Origin of the sequence: Actinoallomurus bryophytorum, assembly GCF_006716425.1 — a bacterium.
GTDB classification, from domain to species: Bacteria; Actinomycetota; Actinomycetes; order Streptosporangiales; family Streptosporangiaceae; genus Actinoallomurus; species Actinoallomurus bryophytorum.
Map to the genome: position 1 here is coordinate 6,702,263 of NZ_VFOZ01000001.1, position 14,934 is coordinate 6,717,196.

Here is a 14,934-nt window from a genome sequence, read left to right on the forward strand (position 1 = left end):
GGTGAGGCTCAGGCGATCACGCATAATCGCAATGATCATGGCAACGGTGGCCTGTGCGGCCCTGAATGGTTGTGGGGGGTCCGATGACAAGCCCGGCACCTCCGTGGATCACGTCACCTATCTCACCGCGTTCGGCGCGGCGGGGCGCGACGCGTTCGTCTGGATCGCGGCGGAGAAGGGCTACTTACGGTCCGCCGGCATCGACGTGCGGATCCAGCTCGGCAAGGCGGCCGGGGAGAACCTCAAGGCGCTGAGTTCGGGCCAGGCCCAGTTCGCGGCCCTCGACCTCACCGGCGCGATGATCGCCGCGTTCGGCCGCCAGAACTCGGGATTCAAGGACTTCCGCGCCGTCCTCGCCGTTCATCAGCACACCCTGGTCTCGATCATGAGTGAAGAGGGGTCGGGGATCACCTCGCCCAAGGACCTCGAGGGCAAGACCATCGCCGCCGCCGCGAACGGGGTCAACCAGTTGCTCTTCCCCGGTTACGCGAAGCTGGCCGGTATCGACGCGAGCAAGGTGAAGTGGGTCGCGGTGCAGCCGGTGCAGCTGGGCAACACCCTCGCGAGCGGAAAGGTCGATGCCCTCAGCACATTCCTGATCGGGCGTCCCACCATCGAAAAGGCCACCCTCCAGGCCCATAAGAAAAAGGTGGTGGTCCTTCCGTACAGCGAATACCTACCCGATCTGTTCGGAAACGCGGTGATCGCGCGAACCGATCTCATCAAGAGCAAACCCGGTCTCGTCGAACGTTTCCGCGGCGCGATGCTCAAGGCACTGGAATACACCGTCGCGCATCCCGACGAGGCCGGCGCCCTGCTGCACGCCAAGCAGCCCGCGACGGCCGCCGACGCCGCAAGCGAGGAGATCAAGTTGATGACCCCGTCGGTCACCGCGACGGACGGCGGATCGGTGGTCGGCGCGATCGACCGGGCGCGCATGGCGCGCACCATCACCGAACTGCAGAAGATCGGGCTGCTCCGGCCGGGAGTGACTCCGGAAGACGTGGTCGACTTCGATGTCATGTGAGCCCGGTACGCCGGTGGCCGCCGGCCCGGCGGGGGACGCGGAGGCGTACGCGTTCGACAACGACGCGCCCGGGACGCCGCAGCGGTTCCGGCAGCTGTCCGAGATCCTCGACGGCGCCACGATCCAGTGCCTGTCCGGCCTGGGCGAGCTGGCGGGAGCGCGGTGCCTGGAGGTCGGCGCCGGGGGCGGCAGCATCGCCGAATGGCTCGCCGGGCAGGCGGGGCCGGCGGGAAGAGTGCTGGCCACCGACCTCAACACGCGCCACCTCAGGACCGATCGTGGCTATGAGGTGCTGCGGCACGACCTCGTCACCGAGCCGGTTCCCGAGGGCCCCTGGGACGTGGTCCACGTTCGCATGGTGCTCCTCCATCTGCCGCAGCGCCGGGAGATCCTGCACCGCCTCGCCGCCGCCCTGGCCCCGGGCGGCGCGATCGTCGTGGAGGACTTCGAGACGACGTTGCGCAAGATGGTGTTGGCGGCGCCGACGGCCGAGGACGCCGCGCTGGTCGAGGCCTACTACGACCTGCTCGTCGAGACGCTGCTGGCGGCGCACGGCAACGACCCCACCTGGGCGGGGCGCGTCCACGCCGCCATGCTCGCCGAGGGCCTGACCGACGTGGAGACCGTCGTGTCCGCGCGGTCCTGGGCGGGCGGCACCGCCGGCGCCCTGCTCATCGACGCGAACATCACCGAGCTGCGTACGGACTTCATCGAGGCGGGGATGAGCGCCGCCCGGCTGGACCGGCTGCATGCGCTGGCGCGCGACCCCCGGCTGGTGGTGCGCGGCTACCTCACCTACTCGACGACGGGCCGCCGGTCAGATGGCTGACCGGCGGGTCACGGCCGATGACCTGATGGCGGGCGCCGGTGCCCGTACGGCCCGGTGGCGGCCGTCCGCCTTGTGGCTGCCGCTGCTCGGCGCCGTCGTCGTCGTGGCGCTCTGGTGGCTCACCACGATCGTCTTCGCCATCCAGCCGTTCATCCTGCCGGCACCGCCGGACATCACCGAGGCGTTCTTCCGGCTGCCCGGCTATCTCCTGCGGCAGACCTGGACGACGCTCGTGGAGACCCTCGCCGGGTTCGGGCTCGCGGTCGCCGGAGGACTCCTCGCCGCGGTGGCACTGAGCGCCTCCCGTGTCGTGGAGCGAGCGCTCTTCCCGCTGCTCGTCGCGGCCAACGCCGTCCCGAAGATCGCGGTCGCGCCACTGCTGATCGTCTGGCTGGGGTTCGGTTCCGTGCCGAAGGTCGTGATGGTGTTCCTGATCTCCTTCTTCCCCATCGTGGTCGCGGCGGTGTCCGGGCTGGCCTCCATGCCGGCGGAGCTGGGCGAGCTCGCCAGGTCGCTGTCCGCCTCCCGCCGCCAGATGTTCGTCAAGCTGCGCATCCCCTGGGCCCTCCCGCAGATCTTCATCGGGCTGAAGGTCGGCATCACCCTGGCGGTGGTCGGCGCCGTCGTGGGTGAGTTCTCCGGAGGGGACCGAGGGCTCGGGTACGTGATCGTCGCCTCCGGCGCGTCCGCGGACACCGCACTGGCCTTCGCCGCGATGACGCTGCTGGCGGTGATGAGCGTGACGCTCTTCTACCTCGTGTCCGCCGCCGAACGCCTGCTGCTGCCCTGGGCACGCGAGATCGCGGGTTAGCCGCCGTCCTCGACCGCCAGCAGCTCGTGGAGTTCCGCACCGCACCGCGCGACGTCCTCGAGGTGAGACGTGCGCCCGAGCGTCCGGGGCCGGGGAATGTCGATGTCCATGACCCGGAGGATGCGCCCGGGACGCGGTGTCAGGACCGCCACCCGGTCCGCGAGCAGCACCGCTTCGGTGATCGAGTGGGTCACGAAGACCGTGGTGGCGCCATGCTCCATGTGAATGCGCTGCAGCTCGATCGCCATCTCCTCGCGGGTGAGCGCGTCCAGGGCGGAGAACGGCTCGTCCATGAGCATCACCCGGGGCTGCTGGATCAGCGACCGGCACAGCGCGACACGCTGCTGCATGCCGCCCGAGAGCTCATGCGGCAGCCGCTTCTCGAAGCCGGCCAGGCCGACCGTGTCCAGCAGCCGCAGGGCCTGGTCGCGGTATTCGCCCTTGTCCCAGCCGAACATCTCCACCGGCAGGAGCACGTTGTCGGCGACCGTGCGCCACGGCAACAGCGCCGGGCTCTGGAACATCAGGGCGACGTCCTGCCGGGGCCGGGTCACCGGCGTGCCGCCGACCGATATCCGGCCGGCCGACACGGGGACCAGCCCGGCGACCAGCCGCAGGAGGGTGGACTTGCCGCAGCCTGAGCGTCCCACGAGTGCGATGAACTCTCCCTCGCGCACCTCGAGGTCGACGCCTCGTAACGCCTCCACGACTCCACGCCTGCTGTGGAAAGTGCGTGACACCCGGCTCATCTGGATCATCCGTGGCCGCCCCTGCCGAGGAGATACTCATCTTCGCGGGCGGCCACGGATCATGCAATGGGCGTCAGACGGACTCCGGAGGGCGCGGTCCCGCGACCCGTTCCATCAGGGCGTGCACGCTGGAGGCGCCGGGGAGGGCGAAGGCCAGCGCCGAGACGTCCCGGGCCTCCTCCTCCGTCAGGACCCGGGACGCGTTGAGGCGGAACTTGGTCGCCAGCTCGTCGGCCGACAGCGGGTTGCCCGGGCCGCCGCGGTTCACCTCGACCCGCTCCTCGAGCTCGCCGCCGTCGCGGAGCCGTACCCGTAGCACCGCCGGGAACTGGTGCGGGAAGATCTCGCCGCTGCGGGGGTCGGCCACGCAGCGGACCCGCGCCGCCAGCGCGAGCCGTCGCTCGTCCGCGGCGGCCTCGTCGGTGAAGTCCTCGTGAAAGACCCCGAGTCCACCGCCGCCCAGCAGCGCGGCCGCCACCGTGTACGGCCCGCTGAACGCCGCGTGGTACCCGGACGCGGGACGGGCCTTGTCCTCGGGCGGCTCCGCGATCGTCCGCAGGACGGCACTGGGCGCGCCGAGCTCGATCGCCTCGATGTCGTCCGGGTCCAGGCCCGCGGCGCGCAGGCGCAGTGCCGCGTCGATGCCGGCGTGGGTGAAGTGGTTGCACGGATAGGGCTTGATGAAGATCCCCGGCAGCTCCCAGGTCTCGCCCAGGCCGTCGGTGATGGCGTCGGCGTCGTACCGGTCACCGCAGTAGGCCTGCAGGAAGCCGAACCGGCCCTCCAGTACGGTCGGCGGGCCGGTGATCCCGTGCTCGGCCATGCTCGCCGCCGCCACGCCCGAGTGGGCGGCCCAACCGCAGTGCACCCGCTTCACCGTGCCGCCGGTGCGGTTGGCCTCGATGATCCCGGCGCCCATGCTCGCCGCGATGCCGGCCGCGTCGGCGATGCCGCCGGCGTCCAGCCCGTTCAGCATCGCGACGGCGACGGCCGCGCCGATCGTGCCGCAGATGGAGGTGGCGTGCAGACCGTGCTCGAAGAAGATCGAGTTGCCCAGCTCGCTGTCGTATCCGGCCATGCCCAGCCGGACCGTGACCTCGATCCCGACACCGGCCGCGTCCAGCATCTCCGCGCCGCTGGAGCCGCGGGCCTCGGCGACCGCGAGCGCGGCCGGGATCACCGACGAGGACGGATGCAGCACCGAGGGCAGGTGGGTGTCGTCGAAGTCCAGCGAATGCGCCAGAGTGCCGTTGACCAGGGCGGCCGAGGGCGCGGGCAGTTTCAGGCCGCCGCCGACGAGGGTCGACTGGCCCTCGCCGCCCCACGAGCGGGCCACCGCCGTCGTGGCCTGGCCCGGCCGCTCGGTGGTGGCGGCCAGGCTGTTCCCGAGCAGGTCGAGTACGCGGCGGGCGACGTCGGCGCGCAGCTCGGGCGCAAGCCCCTGCGCACGGACGTCGGCGGCGAGGGCGGCGATGCGCTGGACGAGCGTGGCGGTCATGCCGACACCGCCGCGACCGGGCGTACGGGCGAACCCGTGCCGCCGACGATCGGCAGCGGCGCGAGCATGAAGACGAACTCGGTGAGCCCCTCCGCCGCGGCCTCCTCCAGGTTCAGATGTTCGATGATGTAGATCCCGTTCTCCACCAGCAGGACGCGGTGGACCGGCAGCACCCGGTGCCCGGCACCGGCCGGGATCTGCTCGTACGCGGTCGTGTCGGCGCCGGTCGCGCGCACGCCGATGCCGGCGAGCCAGCGCGCGGCGTCCTCGGTCGCGCCCGGGACCCCGTCCTTCTGGCCGAGGTAGGTCTCGGTGTCCTCGAAGTTGCGCGCCCAGCCGGTGCGGACCAGCGCCACGTCACCGCGGCGTACCTCGACGCCGGCGCGCCGGGCCGCGGCCTTCAGGTCCTCGGCGGTCACGCCGTACCCCGGCGGCAGCACGGGTACCTCGTGCACGGCCGCGACGTCGAGGAGCACCCCGCGGGTGAGCAGCGCGGGCGTCTCCTCGGCGCCACCGGCTGTGAGCCGCCCGCCCCGCTGTACGTCCTGGACGTCCACGCCGCCGTACAGGTGGCCGTCATGGCTGACGTGCGCGAGCGCGTCGATGTGCGTGCCCACGTGGCCGCCGGTGACGATGATCTCGTTGGCGGCGGAGCCGCCGTCCGGCCGGACCATGTCGCCATGGCGCCGGATGAGCGTCATGCGGAAGCCGGGGTGGTTGGGGGAGGACGGCATGCCCGTGAAGAACGGCTGGCCGAGGTCGATGAGTCGTACGCCCGCGGTCACGGCGGCGAGGAGTGGGTCCGGCTCCCTGCCAGGGGTCGTCGGCGAGCTCATTCTGCTTCCTCCCGATTGTCGAGTTGTGCGGCGACGGCCAGGGTCCACCGCGCGCCTTCGACGACGGCCGGATCGACGAAGCGCCCGGAGTGGTCGAGGAACGCGGCCCGGCCGTCCCGCTCCGCCGCGGCCAGCGCGTCGATGAGGTCCCGTGCCGCACGTATCTGCGCCGTGGTCGGGGTGAACACCTCGTTCACCACCGGCACCTGCGCCGGATGGATCACCGAACGGCCGAAGAAACCGCCGTCCCGTGCGCGTTCACTGCTGCGGCGCAGGCCGTCGAGGTCGCCGACATCGGTCCACACGCTCTGCACCGGGGCGGGCAGTCCGGCGGCGCGCGCGGCGAGCACCACGCGGAAGCGGCAGCCGGCCAGCGCGTCCTCGCCGGCCAGCCGCAGGTCGGCGGCCAGATCGGTCTCGCCGAGCCCGATCCCGCTCACGAGCGGGTGCGCGCGAGCCAGCTCGCCCGCGCGTTCGAGGCCCACCGCGGACTCCAGGATCAGCTGCATCGGCAGCCCGAGCCGGTAGCCCACCTGCCGTACGACGGCCGGGTCCTCGCACTTGGGCAGCCGTACACCGGACAGCGGCAGGCCGGCGAGCGCGTCCAGGTCGGCCTCGCCCCACGGCCCGCGTAGGTCGTTGACGCGCACCCACACCGGTTTCGCGGCGTGCTGCCCGGCCACCGAGCGGACCGTCTCACGCGCCTCGGCCTTGCGGTCCGCGGGTACCGCGTCCTCCAGGTCGATCACGATCACGTCGGCGCCGCCCCTCAGCGCCTTGCCGACGAGCTCGGGCCGGCTGCCCGGGGCGTACAGCCAGGAGCGCGCGACGCCGGTCACACCTTCCCCTGTTCCCGCAGTCGCGCCAGCTCGGCCTCGTCGACGCCGTACCGCGCGAGCACCTCGGCGGTGTGCTGCCCGAGGCTCGGCCCGGCGCTCGTGATCCGGCCGGGGGTGCGCCCGAGCCGGAACAGCACGTTCTGCATGCGAAGAGGCCCGAGCTCGTCGTCGTCGACGGTCGTGATGCTGTCCAGCGCCGCGAACTGGGGGTCGGCCAGCACATCGCGTACGTCGTAGATCGGGGCGACCGCGGCCTGCGCCTCCTCGAACGCGGCGACGACCTCGTCGCCCTCGCGCTCGGCGATCCAGACCGCGACGGCCTCGTCGAGCTCGTCGGCATGCTTGGCGCGTTCCGATCCGGAGGCGAACCAGGGTTCGTCGATGAACTCCGGCCTGCCCACCAGGCGCATCACGCGTTCGGCGATCGACTGGCTGCTGGTCGAGATCGCCACCCAGCGTCCGTCGCGGGTGCGGTAGGTGTTGCGGGGCGCGTTGTTGGCCGACCGGTTTCCGGTCCGTTCCTGCAGCTCGCCCAGCTGGTCATAGACGGTGGGCTGCGCGCCCAGCAGCGTCAGGATCGGCTCGATGATGGCGAGATCCACGACCTGTCCGCGACCGGACCTGTCCCGCTCGCGGAGCGCGGTCATCACCGCGAACGCCGTGGTGAGCGCCGCGATCCCGTCGGCCAGTCCGAACGGCGGCAGGGTCGGCGGGCCGCCCGGCTCCCCGGTGATCGCCGCGAACCCGCTCATCGCCTCCGCGAGGGTCCCGAACCCCGGCCGGCTCGCGTACGGCCCGAACTGCCCGAACCCGGTGACCCGGGTGAGCACGACCCCGGGGTTGATCCGGGAGAGCTCGTCGTAGCCGAGCCCCCACCGTTCGAGCGTGCCAGGGCGGAAGTTCTCGATCACGACGTCGGCGTCGGCGACCATGCGCCGGAAGATCTCCTGTCCCTCGGGCGAGCCGAGGTAGAGCGTGACGCTCTTCTTGTTGCGCCCGACCACCTTGCCCCACAGCCCGACGCCGTTCTTGCTCGCGCCGTGGCCGCGTACCGGGTCACCGCGAGGGTGCTCGATCTTGATGACCTCGGCGCCGAAGTCGCCCAGCATGGTCGCGGCCAGCGGGCCGGCGAAGAGCGTCGCCACGTCGAGCACCCGCAGCCCGGACAGCGCGCCCGCGTCGTCCTCACTCATGACCGGCCCCGATCGCCTGCCACGGATCCGGTTCCGGCAGGCCGCCGCTCCATCCCAGTGCGCGGGAGACCTGGTCGGCGGCCTCGCGGACCAGCGGGGCGTACTTGTTGCTGGCCCCCTCGTCCACCCGCGCCGCCGGCCCGCAGACCGACAGCGCGCCGACGACCGCGCCGTCGAAGCCGAAGACCGGGGCGGCCACGGACGCCGCGCCGGGCTGACGTTCGCTGTGCGTGTACGCGTACCCGCTCACGTGGATCGCCTCCAGGACGTCGTGCAGCCGGCCCCGGTCGACGATGGTTCGTGGCGTCAGGGCCCCGAGCACGCCCGACACGATCTCCGTACGGTGCGGCTCGCGCAGGAAGGCGAGGATGCACTGGCTGGAGCTGCCGGCGTGCAGCGGGAACCGGCGGCCGATCTCGACGGTCATCTTGATCTCCTGCCGGCTCTCCACCTGGTCGAGGTAGACCCGGCCATCGGGGACCAGTGCCGACACGGTGGTCGTCTCGCCGGTCTGCCGCTGCAGTTCGCGGATCACGGGCATGGCCATGCCGCGCAGGTCCGAATCGCGCAGCGCACGTGCGCCGAGCATGGCCGCGGCCGATCCGAGCCGGTATCCCCGGGTCTCCGGATCGGTGTTGATCAGTCCCCGCGTCAGCAGCGCCTGCAGGATGCGGTGCACGACCGCTTTGCTCAGGTCGAGTCGCCGGGCGATCTCCGAGACCCCGAGCGACGCCGGTTCGTCGGTGAATGCCAGCAGCACATCCGCAACCCGGCCGGCGACCTCGGTACCGGACCCCTCGGCCACGTTGTTCCTCCCACCCCGTGCACGGACGGTGTTCCTGTAAGTGGAACGCCAAGAAATCACACGCCGCTTGGGCTGGTCAAGGCGAATGCACAGTTAGCAAGGGATTTCCGGGAGACCATTGACACTGGATTCCTGCCTGAGCATCATTGGCCACCATCAGTCGTTCCGTTAGCAGGAACGAGTTGCCAGGACTCCAGGAGCGGGTAGATGAGGAAGATCTGGACCACTGTCGCCCTCGCCTCCGCGGTCTCGCTCGGCGCTGCGGCATGCGGCGGGACGGCACCGGGAGGCGCGACCGGCGGCAGCGGTGGCGGCAAGACCATCAAGATCGGAACACTCCATCCGCTCAGCGGAGCCAGCGCGGCCGACGGGAAGCAGCTGGAGAACGGCGCCAAGCTCGCCGTCGAGGCCATCAACGCGGCGGGCGGCATCAAGTCGCTCGGCGGAGCGAAGCTCGAGATCTCCAGCGGCGACACCCAGGGCAAGCCCGACGTCGGCCAGAGCGAGGCGACCCGGCTGATCCAGGGTGGCGCCGTCGCATTGGTCGGCACGTACATGAGCGCGGTCAGCGCCAACGTCTCCGCGGTCGCCGAGCGGAACAAGGTGCCGTTCGTCATGGACGTCACCGGCGACGACGGCGTCCTGAAGCACGGCTACAAGTACACCTACCGGATCCAGCCGCCCAACTCCCAGATGGGAACGCAGGGTGCCCAGGATCTGTACGAGATCTCCAAGGCGGCCGGTCACCCCGTCAAGAAGGTGGCCTACCTGCACGACGACACGGCGTTCGGCACCAGCGTGCTGGCCGCCTTCAAGGCCCAGGCGGCCAAGCTCGGCTTCCAGGTCGGTCCCGAGATCAGCTACAGCCCGGCGAGCGTGTCGGACCTCACGACCCAGGTCACGCAGGTCAAGGCGTCGGGCGCCGACGTCCTGGCGGTCACCGGCTACTACGCCGACAGCGTGCTCGCGGCGAAGGCGGTCGCCTCGGTCAAGCCCAAGCTGAACGCCGTCTTCGGCATCGCCGACGGAGCCTTCGACCAGCCGCAGTTCCCCGGGGACGCCGGAGCGGCCGGAGCCGGGCTCTACGACACCAACTACCGGCAGGACGCGAACAACCCGCAGGTACAGCAGCTGACAACGCTCTACCAGCAGCGTTTCAACGACAAGATCCGTACCGAGGCGATGCTCTCCTACGACGCCGTACGCGTCATCGCGGCCGGTCTGGAGAAGGCGGGCAGCAGCGACCGTACGAAGCTGCGCGACGCGATCTCCGGGCTCTCGCTCGACTCACTGGTGATCGGCAACGGCCCGATCAAGTTCGACGCGACCGGGCAGAACACCGGCTCGCTCCCGGTCGTGACCCAGGTCCAGGGCGACGCGGCCAAGGTGGTCTACCCGGCCAAGTACGCCGAGGACAAGGTCACGCCGAGCTTCCCGGCCACCGCGGGCAGCTGAGGCCCCGATGACCATGGCGGAAGCGACGGAGAGCGCGCCGGCCGCCCGCGCGTCGCGGGTCTGGACCAGAGACGTCGCGGTGCGGGCGACGGTCGTCGTGCTCGTGCTGGCGGCGGCTCTGGTCCTCGCCTACCTGCGCGCGGACAAGCCGGTGATCGTCACCCAGGCGGTCGTCACCGGCATCCTGACGGGCGGTGTCTACGGCCTGGTGGCCATGGGACTCACGCTCATCTTCGGCGTGCTGGACGTGGTGAACTTCGCCCACGGCGCGTTCCTCGCGCTCGCGCTGTTCATCACGTACGGCGTGGTCCAGACGACCGGCGTGCATCCGTATCTCGCACTGCTGATCGCCGTGCCGGTGATGTTCGGCCTCGGCTGGATCGCGCAGTACGCCGTGCTGAACCGCGCGATGGGCCGGCCGCTGGAGAACCAGCTGCTCATCACGCTCGGCTTCTCCCTGCTCATCGAGAACGGGCTGCTGCTGTTCCTCGGCGGCAACCCGCACTCGGTCCACTTCCCCGGTAACCGCGGCCTGCCCGTCCTCGGCGCCGTCGCGGACCTGTCCCGGGTCCTGGCGTTCGTGGCGGCCCTGGTGCTCGCCGGCGTGCTGTACCTGATCCTGCGCCGTACCCGGATCGGCACGGCCATCCGTGCCGTCGCGGCGAACCGGCAGGGTGCCTCGCTCATCGGCGTGGACGTCCGCAAGATCTACGCGCTGACTTTCGCGCTGGGCACGGCCTGCGCCGGCGCGGCGGGCACGCTCGTGGCGCCGTTCACCACGATCCAGCCGACGGCCGGTCAGACGTTCAACATCCTCGCGTTCGTCGTGGTGGTGCTGGGCGGCATGGGCAACGTGCTCGGCGCGCTCGCCGGTGGCCTGCTCATCGGGCTCACCGAGCAGCTCGGCGGCATCTACCTTCCCGGTCAGAGCCCGCTCCTGCTCGTGTTCATCGTCTTCGTGCTGGTGCTCTTCCTGCGGCCGCAGGGCCTGTTCGGGAGGAGCTCATGACCATCACCTCGACGGAGAAGCCCGGCCGGACCGGCCCGCGTCTCGGCGGAGGCATCGGCGGGCGTACGTCGCTGGGCAACCTGGTCGTCCTCGCCGTGATCGTGGTCGTGCTGATCCCGCTCCCGCTGGTCCTGCCGGCCGCCCAGCAGGCCGTCGCGGTCCGCATCCTGATCTTCGCGCTGATGGGCGTCGGCTGGAACCTCATGAGCGGCTTCGGGGGGATGTTCAGCTTCGGGCACGCCGCGTACTTCGGTATCGGCGCCTACACCGGAGCATGGCTCCTCGTCGAGCACGGCGTCTCCCCGTGGATCGGCATGCTCGCCGGCGGAGCCCTGGCCGCCCTGTTCGGGGTGGTCATCGGCTACCTGTCGTTCCGGTACCGGCTGAAGGGCGCCTACTTCGCGCTGGCCACGTTCGCCTTCGCCGAGATGCTCCATCTCATCGCCACCAGCAGCGGCTTCGTCAACCGGGCCGTCGGCTACAACGTGCCGCTGATCCAGGGCTCGTCGTTCGGCAAGCTCCAGTTCGCGCTCGGCTCCCCGAACTACTTCTACGTCGGGCTGGGCCTGGTGGCCGTGGCGATCGCGGTGAACGTCCTCTACCTGCGGTCCCGCGCGGGCCGTTTCACGATCGCGGTACGCGACGACCAGACCGCGGCGGCGGCCCTCGGTGTGCACGCGATGCGCTACCAGCTGATCACCATCGCGCTGTCGGCGGCGATCACGGCCGTGGCGGGCGTCTTCTACGTCCAGTACTACCTGTTCATCAACCCGGACCTCGCGTTCGGCTCGGACGTGTCCATCCAGGCGATCCTGCCGGCCGTCATCGGCGGTGTCGGCACGATCTGGGGTCCGGCGATCGGGGCGTTGATCCTCGGCCCGCTCTCGGACGTGACCGCGAGCCTGCTGCGCAACCCGCCGGCCTTCCTGTCCACCCTGCAGGGGCGCGGCGGGCTCGACGTGATCCTCTACGCGATCCTGCTCATCGTCTTGGTGCTGGCCCTGCCGCGCGGGGTCTACGGCGCGATCCGCGGGAGGTTCAGGCGATGACGATCCTGCGCGTGGAGGGCGTGAGCAAGGCGTTCCAGGGCCTGCACGCCCTCGGCGACGTCGCCTTCGAGGTCGACGAGGGCCAGATCCTGGGCATCATCGGGCCGAACGGTGCGGGCAAGACGACCCTCTTCAACGCCATCTCCGGCGCGCTGAAGCCGGACAGCGGACGGATCGTGCTGGCCGGTGACGACATCACCGGCAGGCCGCCCCACCGCATCGCGCGCGCGGGCCTGGTCCGCACCTTCCAGCTGATGCGCCCGTTCCGGTCGATGACCGTGCTGGAGAACGTCGGCGTCGCGAGCATGAGCCACACGTCCGCGCACCGCGAGGTGGTCGCGCACGCGTCGGAGGTGGTGGAGCGCGTCGGGCTCGGCCGCTGGCGCGACACGTCCGCGGCCGAGCTGCCGACGGCCGGCCTGAAACGGCTCGAGCTCGCCCGCGCCCTGGCCATGCGGCCGAAGGTGCTGCTCCTGGACGAGGTGCTGGCCGGGCTGGTCCCGGCCGAGCGGGCACCGCTCCTCGAGCTCCTCGCCGCGCTGCGCGACGAGGACGGCCTGACGATGCTCTTCATCGAGCACATCATGGCCGCCGTGATGCGGCTGTCCGACCAGGTGCTGGTGCTCGAACAGGGGAGGGTCCTGACCCTCGGGGCGCCGGAGGAGGTGACACGGGATCCCCGTGTCGTCGAGGCGTACCTCGGAGAGGAGCCGAGCGGTGCTGAAACTTGAGGGTGTCTGCGCGGGCTACGGAGGCCTGAGCATCCTCCACGAGCTCTCCCTGGAGGTCGGCGAGGGAGAGATCGTCGCGCTGGTCGGCGCCAACGGCGCGGGCAAGACGACCACGCTGCGTACGGTCTGTGGCGTGCTCAAGCCGACCGAGGGCACGATCGAGTTCCGCGGCGAGCGGATCAACGGCAGCCGTACCAGCGCGCTGGTCGCGGCCGGCCTGGTCCAGGTCCCCGAGGACCGGTCCCTGTTCGGGCCGCTCACCGTCGCGGAGAATCTCACCATGGGCGCGTGGACCCGGCCGGGTCACACCGCGCGCAAGGTACTCGACGAGGTCTACACGCTCTTCCCCATGCTGGCCGAACGCCGTAAGCAGATCGCCGAGACGCTCAGCGGCGGCCAGCAGCAGATGCTCGCCATCGGCCGGGCGCTGATGGCCCAGCCGCGGCTGCTGATGCTCGACGAACCGTCCACCGGGCTGTCGCCGAAGCTGACCTGGGCGGTCCTCGACGCGGTGCGCGCCGTACGCGACCAGGGGATCGCCGTCCTGCTCGTCGAGCAGAACGCCGCCCAGGCGCTGGCCATCGCGGACCGCGCCTACGTCATGGAGAACGGCACGACCGTCCTGGAGGGGACCGGCCCCGAGCTGGCCGGTGACGAGCGCGTGAAGCGGGCCTACCTCGGGCTGGCGCCCGATGCCGAGTCCGGGACACCGGAGCCGGAGAGTGAGGGCCGGGGGACGGGCGAGGTGAGCGGGTGACCGGCGAAGCCCTGCGCGCGACCGGTGAGCTGGGCTCCTGGGCCGCCGCACTGCGGTGGGAGGAAGTGCCGGATCCGGTACGCGCCCGGCTGCCGCTGGTCCTGTTCGACGTCCTCGGTGCCTGCGCGGCCGGGGCGCGCCTCCCCGAACAGCGTGCCCTGGTCGAGGCATGGGACCCCGCTCCCGGGCCCGCCCCCCTCGTCGGCGGCGGACGGAGCGTGAGTGTCGAGGACGCGGCGTGGCTGAACGGCATCGCGACGGTCTGCCTCGAACTCGACGAGGGCAACAAGTACGCCCGTGGGCATCCGGCGGCGCACGGGTTCTCCGCCGTGCTCGCCCTCGCCGCTCGCCTGGACGCGGACGGGCCGACGACGGCCGCCGCACTGCTCGTCGCCTACGAGGTGGCGGCCCGTTTCGGCCGCGCCACCACGCTGAACGCCGGGGCCCACCCGCACGGCAGCTGGGGCGTGACCGGCGCGGCCGCGGGCTGCGCCCGGCTGCTCGGGCTGGACGGTGACGCCGTCGCCGCGGCGATCGACACCGGGGCCGGCCTGCCGGTCGCCGCGCACTTCGCCTCGGCCCTGGACGGGAACCCGGTGCGCGACGCCTGGATGGGCGCCGCCAACAGTTCGGGCCTCGCCGCCGCCCGGATGGCGGCGGCCGGGCTGGCCCGCAACACGGGCACGGCCGGGCACACGCTGGGCGGCCTGCTCGGCTCCTTCGAGCCCGGCGAGCTGGTCGCGGAGCTGGGCACGCGCTGGGATATCACGCTCGGGTACTTCAAGAGACACGCGTCCTGTTCGTTCACCCATCCCGCGGCCGACGCCGTACTCGAGCTGCGCCCGGCCCTCGCCGGCCGGGCCGTCGAGGAGATCCTGGTCGAGACGCACTCGCTGGGCGCGGGTCTGGACCGGGTGACCTGGGACAACAGGCTTTCCGCGATGTTCTCCACCCCGTTCGTCGTCGCCACCGCGTTCCTGCGGGGCCGTGTCGGCCCGGAGGCTTCGATCCCGCCGGCACTCCACGATCCGGAGGTCGTGGAGCTGGCGAGCCGGGTCCGCGTCGCCGTCGCGCCGGACCTGGACGCCCGGCTTCCCGGCGAGCGCCCGGCCCGCGTCACGGTGCGCACGCGCGACGGCGCCCGCCACGTCCACGAGGTGCCGAACCCCGTCGGAGACGTCGACCACCACCCCCTCACCGAGGCCGACCTGTCCGGCCTGCTGAGCGGACTGCTCGGGGACGGCACCCTGCCGGGCCGGCTCCGCGACTGCGCCGGGCGGCTGCCGGAGGCGCCTGGCGTCCGTGACCTGCTGGGTTCGCTCGCCGATCCGTAGGGCGGCGCTCGT

15 protein-coding genes are annotated in these 14,934 nt (G+C 71.6%); 9 read left to right on the forward strand and 6 right to left on the reverse strand.

Translation table 11 applies throughout. The features are described from left to right. The first annotated feature begins 37 nt into the window (after positions 1 to 37). The 3 genes from FB559_RS31215 to FB559_RS31225 are packed head-to-tail and all read left to right on the forward strand — an operon-like array spanning position 38 to position 2,667. On the forward strand, positions 38 to 1,027 hold the full coding sequence (locus tag FB559_RS31215) for an ABC transporter substrate-binding protein (protein WP_221640253.1): 990 nt from the start codon (positions 38 to 40) through the stop codon (positions 1,025 to 1,027). Beyond that, complete coding sequence (locus FB559_RS31220) at positions 1,017 to 1,856, forward strand: class I SAM-dependent methyltransferase (RefSeq protein ID WP_141960317.1); 840 nt, start codon at positions 1,017 to 1,019, stop codon at positions 1,854 to 1,856. Before FB559_RS31215 ends, FB559_RS31220 begins: the two co-directional genes overlap by 11 nt. Beyond that, positions 1,849 to 2,667, forward strand: coding sequence for an ABC transporter permease (locus FB559_RS31225; protein ID WP_221640254.1), 819 nt, complete (start codon positions 1,849 to 1,851; stop codon positions 2,665 to 2,667). The genes FB559_RS31220 and FB559_RS31225 overlap by 8 nt, the downstream gene beginning before the upstream one ends. Here FB559_RS31225 and FB559_RS31230 read toward each other — a convergent pair. From FB559_RS31230 to FB559_RS31255, 6 genes are all read right to left on the reverse strand, one after another. Next, positions 2,664 to 3,416 (reverse strand): ABC transporter ATP-binding protein, encoded by a 753-nt coding sequence (locus FB559_RS31230; protein WP_425455092.1) that lies wholly within the window; start codon positions 3,414 to 3,416, stop codon positions 2,664 to 2,666. The two genes, FB559_RS31225 and FB559_RS31230, sit on opposite strands and share 4 nt — an antisense overlap. Positions 3,417 to 3,489: 73 nt before the next feature. Beyond that, positions 3,490 to 4,914, reverse strand: a complete 1,425-nt coding sequence (locus FB559_RS31235) for an MmgE/PrpD family protein (protein ID WP_141960321.1) — start codon at positions 4,912 to 4,914, stop codon at positions 3,490 to 3,492. Continuing rightward, the gene (locus FB559_RS31240) at positions 4,911 to 5,750 is read right to left on the reverse strand and encodes a cyclase family protein (protein WP_141960323.1); all 840 of its coding nucleotides are present in this window, start codon (positions 5,748 to 5,750) and stop codon (positions 4,911 to 4,913) included. The genes FB559_RS31235 and FB559_RS31240 overlap by 4 nt, the downstream gene beginning before the upstream one ends. Continuing rightward, entirely contained in the window at positions 5,747 to 6,589 is an 843-nt protein-coding gene (locus tag FB559_RS31245) for an HpcH/HpaI aldolase/citrate lyase family protein (protein WP_141960325.1), read from the reverse strand. The genes FB559_RS31240 and FB559_RS31245 overlap by 4 nt, the downstream gene beginning before the upstream one ends. Further along, positions 6,586 to 7,782 carry a CaiB/BaiF CoA transferase family protein gene (locus FB559_RS31250; RefSeq protein WP_141960327.1) on the reverse strand — a complete coding sequence of 399 codons (1,197 nt, stop codon included), beginning with the start codon at positions 7,780 to 7,782 and terminating at the stop codon, positions 6,586 to 6,588. Before FB559_RS31250 ends, FB559_RS31245 begins: the two co-directional genes overlap by 4 nt. Continuing rightward, positions 7,775 to 8,587: an IclR family transcriptional regulator gene (locus FB559_RS31255; protein WP_141960329.1), complete on the reverse strand. Its 813-nt coding sequence runs from the start codon at positions 8,585 to 8,587 to the stop codon at positions 7,775 to 7,777. The genes FB559_RS31250 and FB559_RS31255 overlap by 8 nt, the downstream gene beginning before the upstream one ends. A 207-nt stretch (positions 8,588 to 8,794) precedes the next feature. On the opposite strand from FB559_RS31255, the gene FB559_RS31260 reads away from it, so the two are divergent. The 6 genes from FB559_RS31260 to FB559_RS31285 are packed head-to-tail and all read left to right on the forward strand — an operon-like array spanning position 8,795 to position 14,922. Further along, a complete protein-coding gene (locus FB559_RS31260; RefSeq protein WP_141960331.1) occupies positions 8,795 to 10,042 on the forward strand; it encodes an ABC transporter substrate-binding protein in 1,248 nt (415 codons plus the stop codon). 7 nt (positions 10,043 to 10,049) lie between these two features. Next, positions 10,050 to 11,051 (forward strand): branched-chain amino acid ABC transporter permease, encoded by a 1,002-nt coding sequence (locus FB559_RS31265; protein ID WP_141960333.1) that lies wholly within the window; start codon positions 10,050 to 10,052, stop codon positions 11,049 to 11,051. Then, positions 11,048 to 12,100: a branched-chain amino acid ABC transporter permease gene (locus tag FB559_RS31270; RefSeq protein ID WP_141960335.1), complete on the forward strand. Its 1,053-nt coding sequence runs from the start codon at positions 11,048 to 11,050 to the stop codon at positions 12,098 to 12,100. Before FB559_RS31265 ends, FB559_RS31270 begins: the two co-directional genes overlap by 4 nt. Continuing rightward, positions 12,097 to 12,831 carry an ABC transporter ATP-binding protein gene (locus FB559_RS31275; protein WP_141960338.1) on the forward strand — a complete coding sequence of 245 codons (735 nt, stop codon included), beginning with the start codon at positions 12,097 to 12,099 and terminating at the stop codon, positions 12,829 to 12,831. Before FB559_RS31270 ends, FB559_RS31275 begins: the two co-directional genes overlap by 4 nt. Further along, positions 12,818 to 13,588: an ABC transporter ATP-binding protein gene (locus tag FB559_RS31280; protein ID WP_141960340.1), complete on the forward strand. Its 771-nt coding sequence runs from the start codon at positions 12,818 to 12,820 to the stop codon at positions 13,586 to 13,588. The genes FB559_RS31275 and FB559_RS31280 overlap by 14 nt, the downstream gene beginning before the upstream one ends. Further along, positions 13,585 to 14,922 (forward strand): MmgE/PrpD family protein, encoded by a 1,338-nt coding sequence (locus FB559_RS31285; RefSeq protein WP_221640256.1) that lies wholly within the window; start codon positions 13,585 to 13,587, stop codon positions 14,920 to 14,922. The genes FB559_RS31280 and FB559_RS31285 overlap by 4 nt, the downstream gene beginning before the upstream one ends. Positions 14,923 to 14,934: the final 12 nt, after the last annotated feature.

Bases quoted from the DNA above. Each gene is read 5' to 3' on its own strand.
- FB559_RS31215 (WP_221640253.1), top strand. From the start codon at position 38: ATGGCAACGGTGGCCTGTGCGGCCCTGAATGGTTGTGGGGGGTCCGAT.
- FB559_RS31220 (WP_141960317.1), top strand. From the start codon at position 1,017: ATGTCATGTGAGCCCGGTACGCCGGTGGCCGCCGGCCCGGCGGGGGAC.
- FB559_RS31225 (WP_221640254.1), top strand. From the start codon at position 1,849: ATGGCTGACCGGCGGGTCACGGCCGATGACCTGATGGCGGGCGCCGGT.
- FB559_RS31230 (WP_425455092.1), bottom strand. From the start codon at position 3,416: ATGAGCCGGGTGTCACGCACTTTCCACAGCAGGCGTGGAGTCGTGGAG.
- FB559_RS31235 (WP_141960321.1), bottom strand. From the start codon at position 4,914: ATGACCGCCACGCTCGTCCAGCGCATCGCCGCCCTCGCCGCCGACGTC.
- FB559_RS31240 (WP_141960323.1), bottom strand. From the start codon at position 5,750: ATGAGCTCGCCGACGACCCCTGGCAGGGAGCCGGACCCACTCCTCGCC.
- FB559_RS31250 (WP_141960327.1), bottom strand. From the start codon at position 7,782: ATGAGTGAGGACGACGCGGGCGCGCTGTCCGGGCTGCGGGTGCTCGAC.
- FB559_RS31260 (WP_141960331.1), top strand. From the start codon at position 8,795: ATGAGGAAGATCTGGACCACTGTCGCCCTCGCCTCCGCGGTCTCGCTC.
- FB559_RS31265 (WP_141960333.1), top strand. From the start codon at position 10,050: ATGACCATGGCGGAAGCGACGGAGAGCGCGCCGGCCGCCCGCGCGTCG.
- FB559_RS31270 (WP_141960335.1), top strand. From the start codon at position 11,048: ATGACCATCACCTCGACGGAGAAGCCCGGCCGGACCGGCCCGCGTCTC.
- FB559_RS31275 (WP_141960338.1), top strand. From the start codon at position 12,097: ATGACGATCCTGCGCGTGGAGGGCGTGAGCAAGGCGTTCCAGGGCCTG.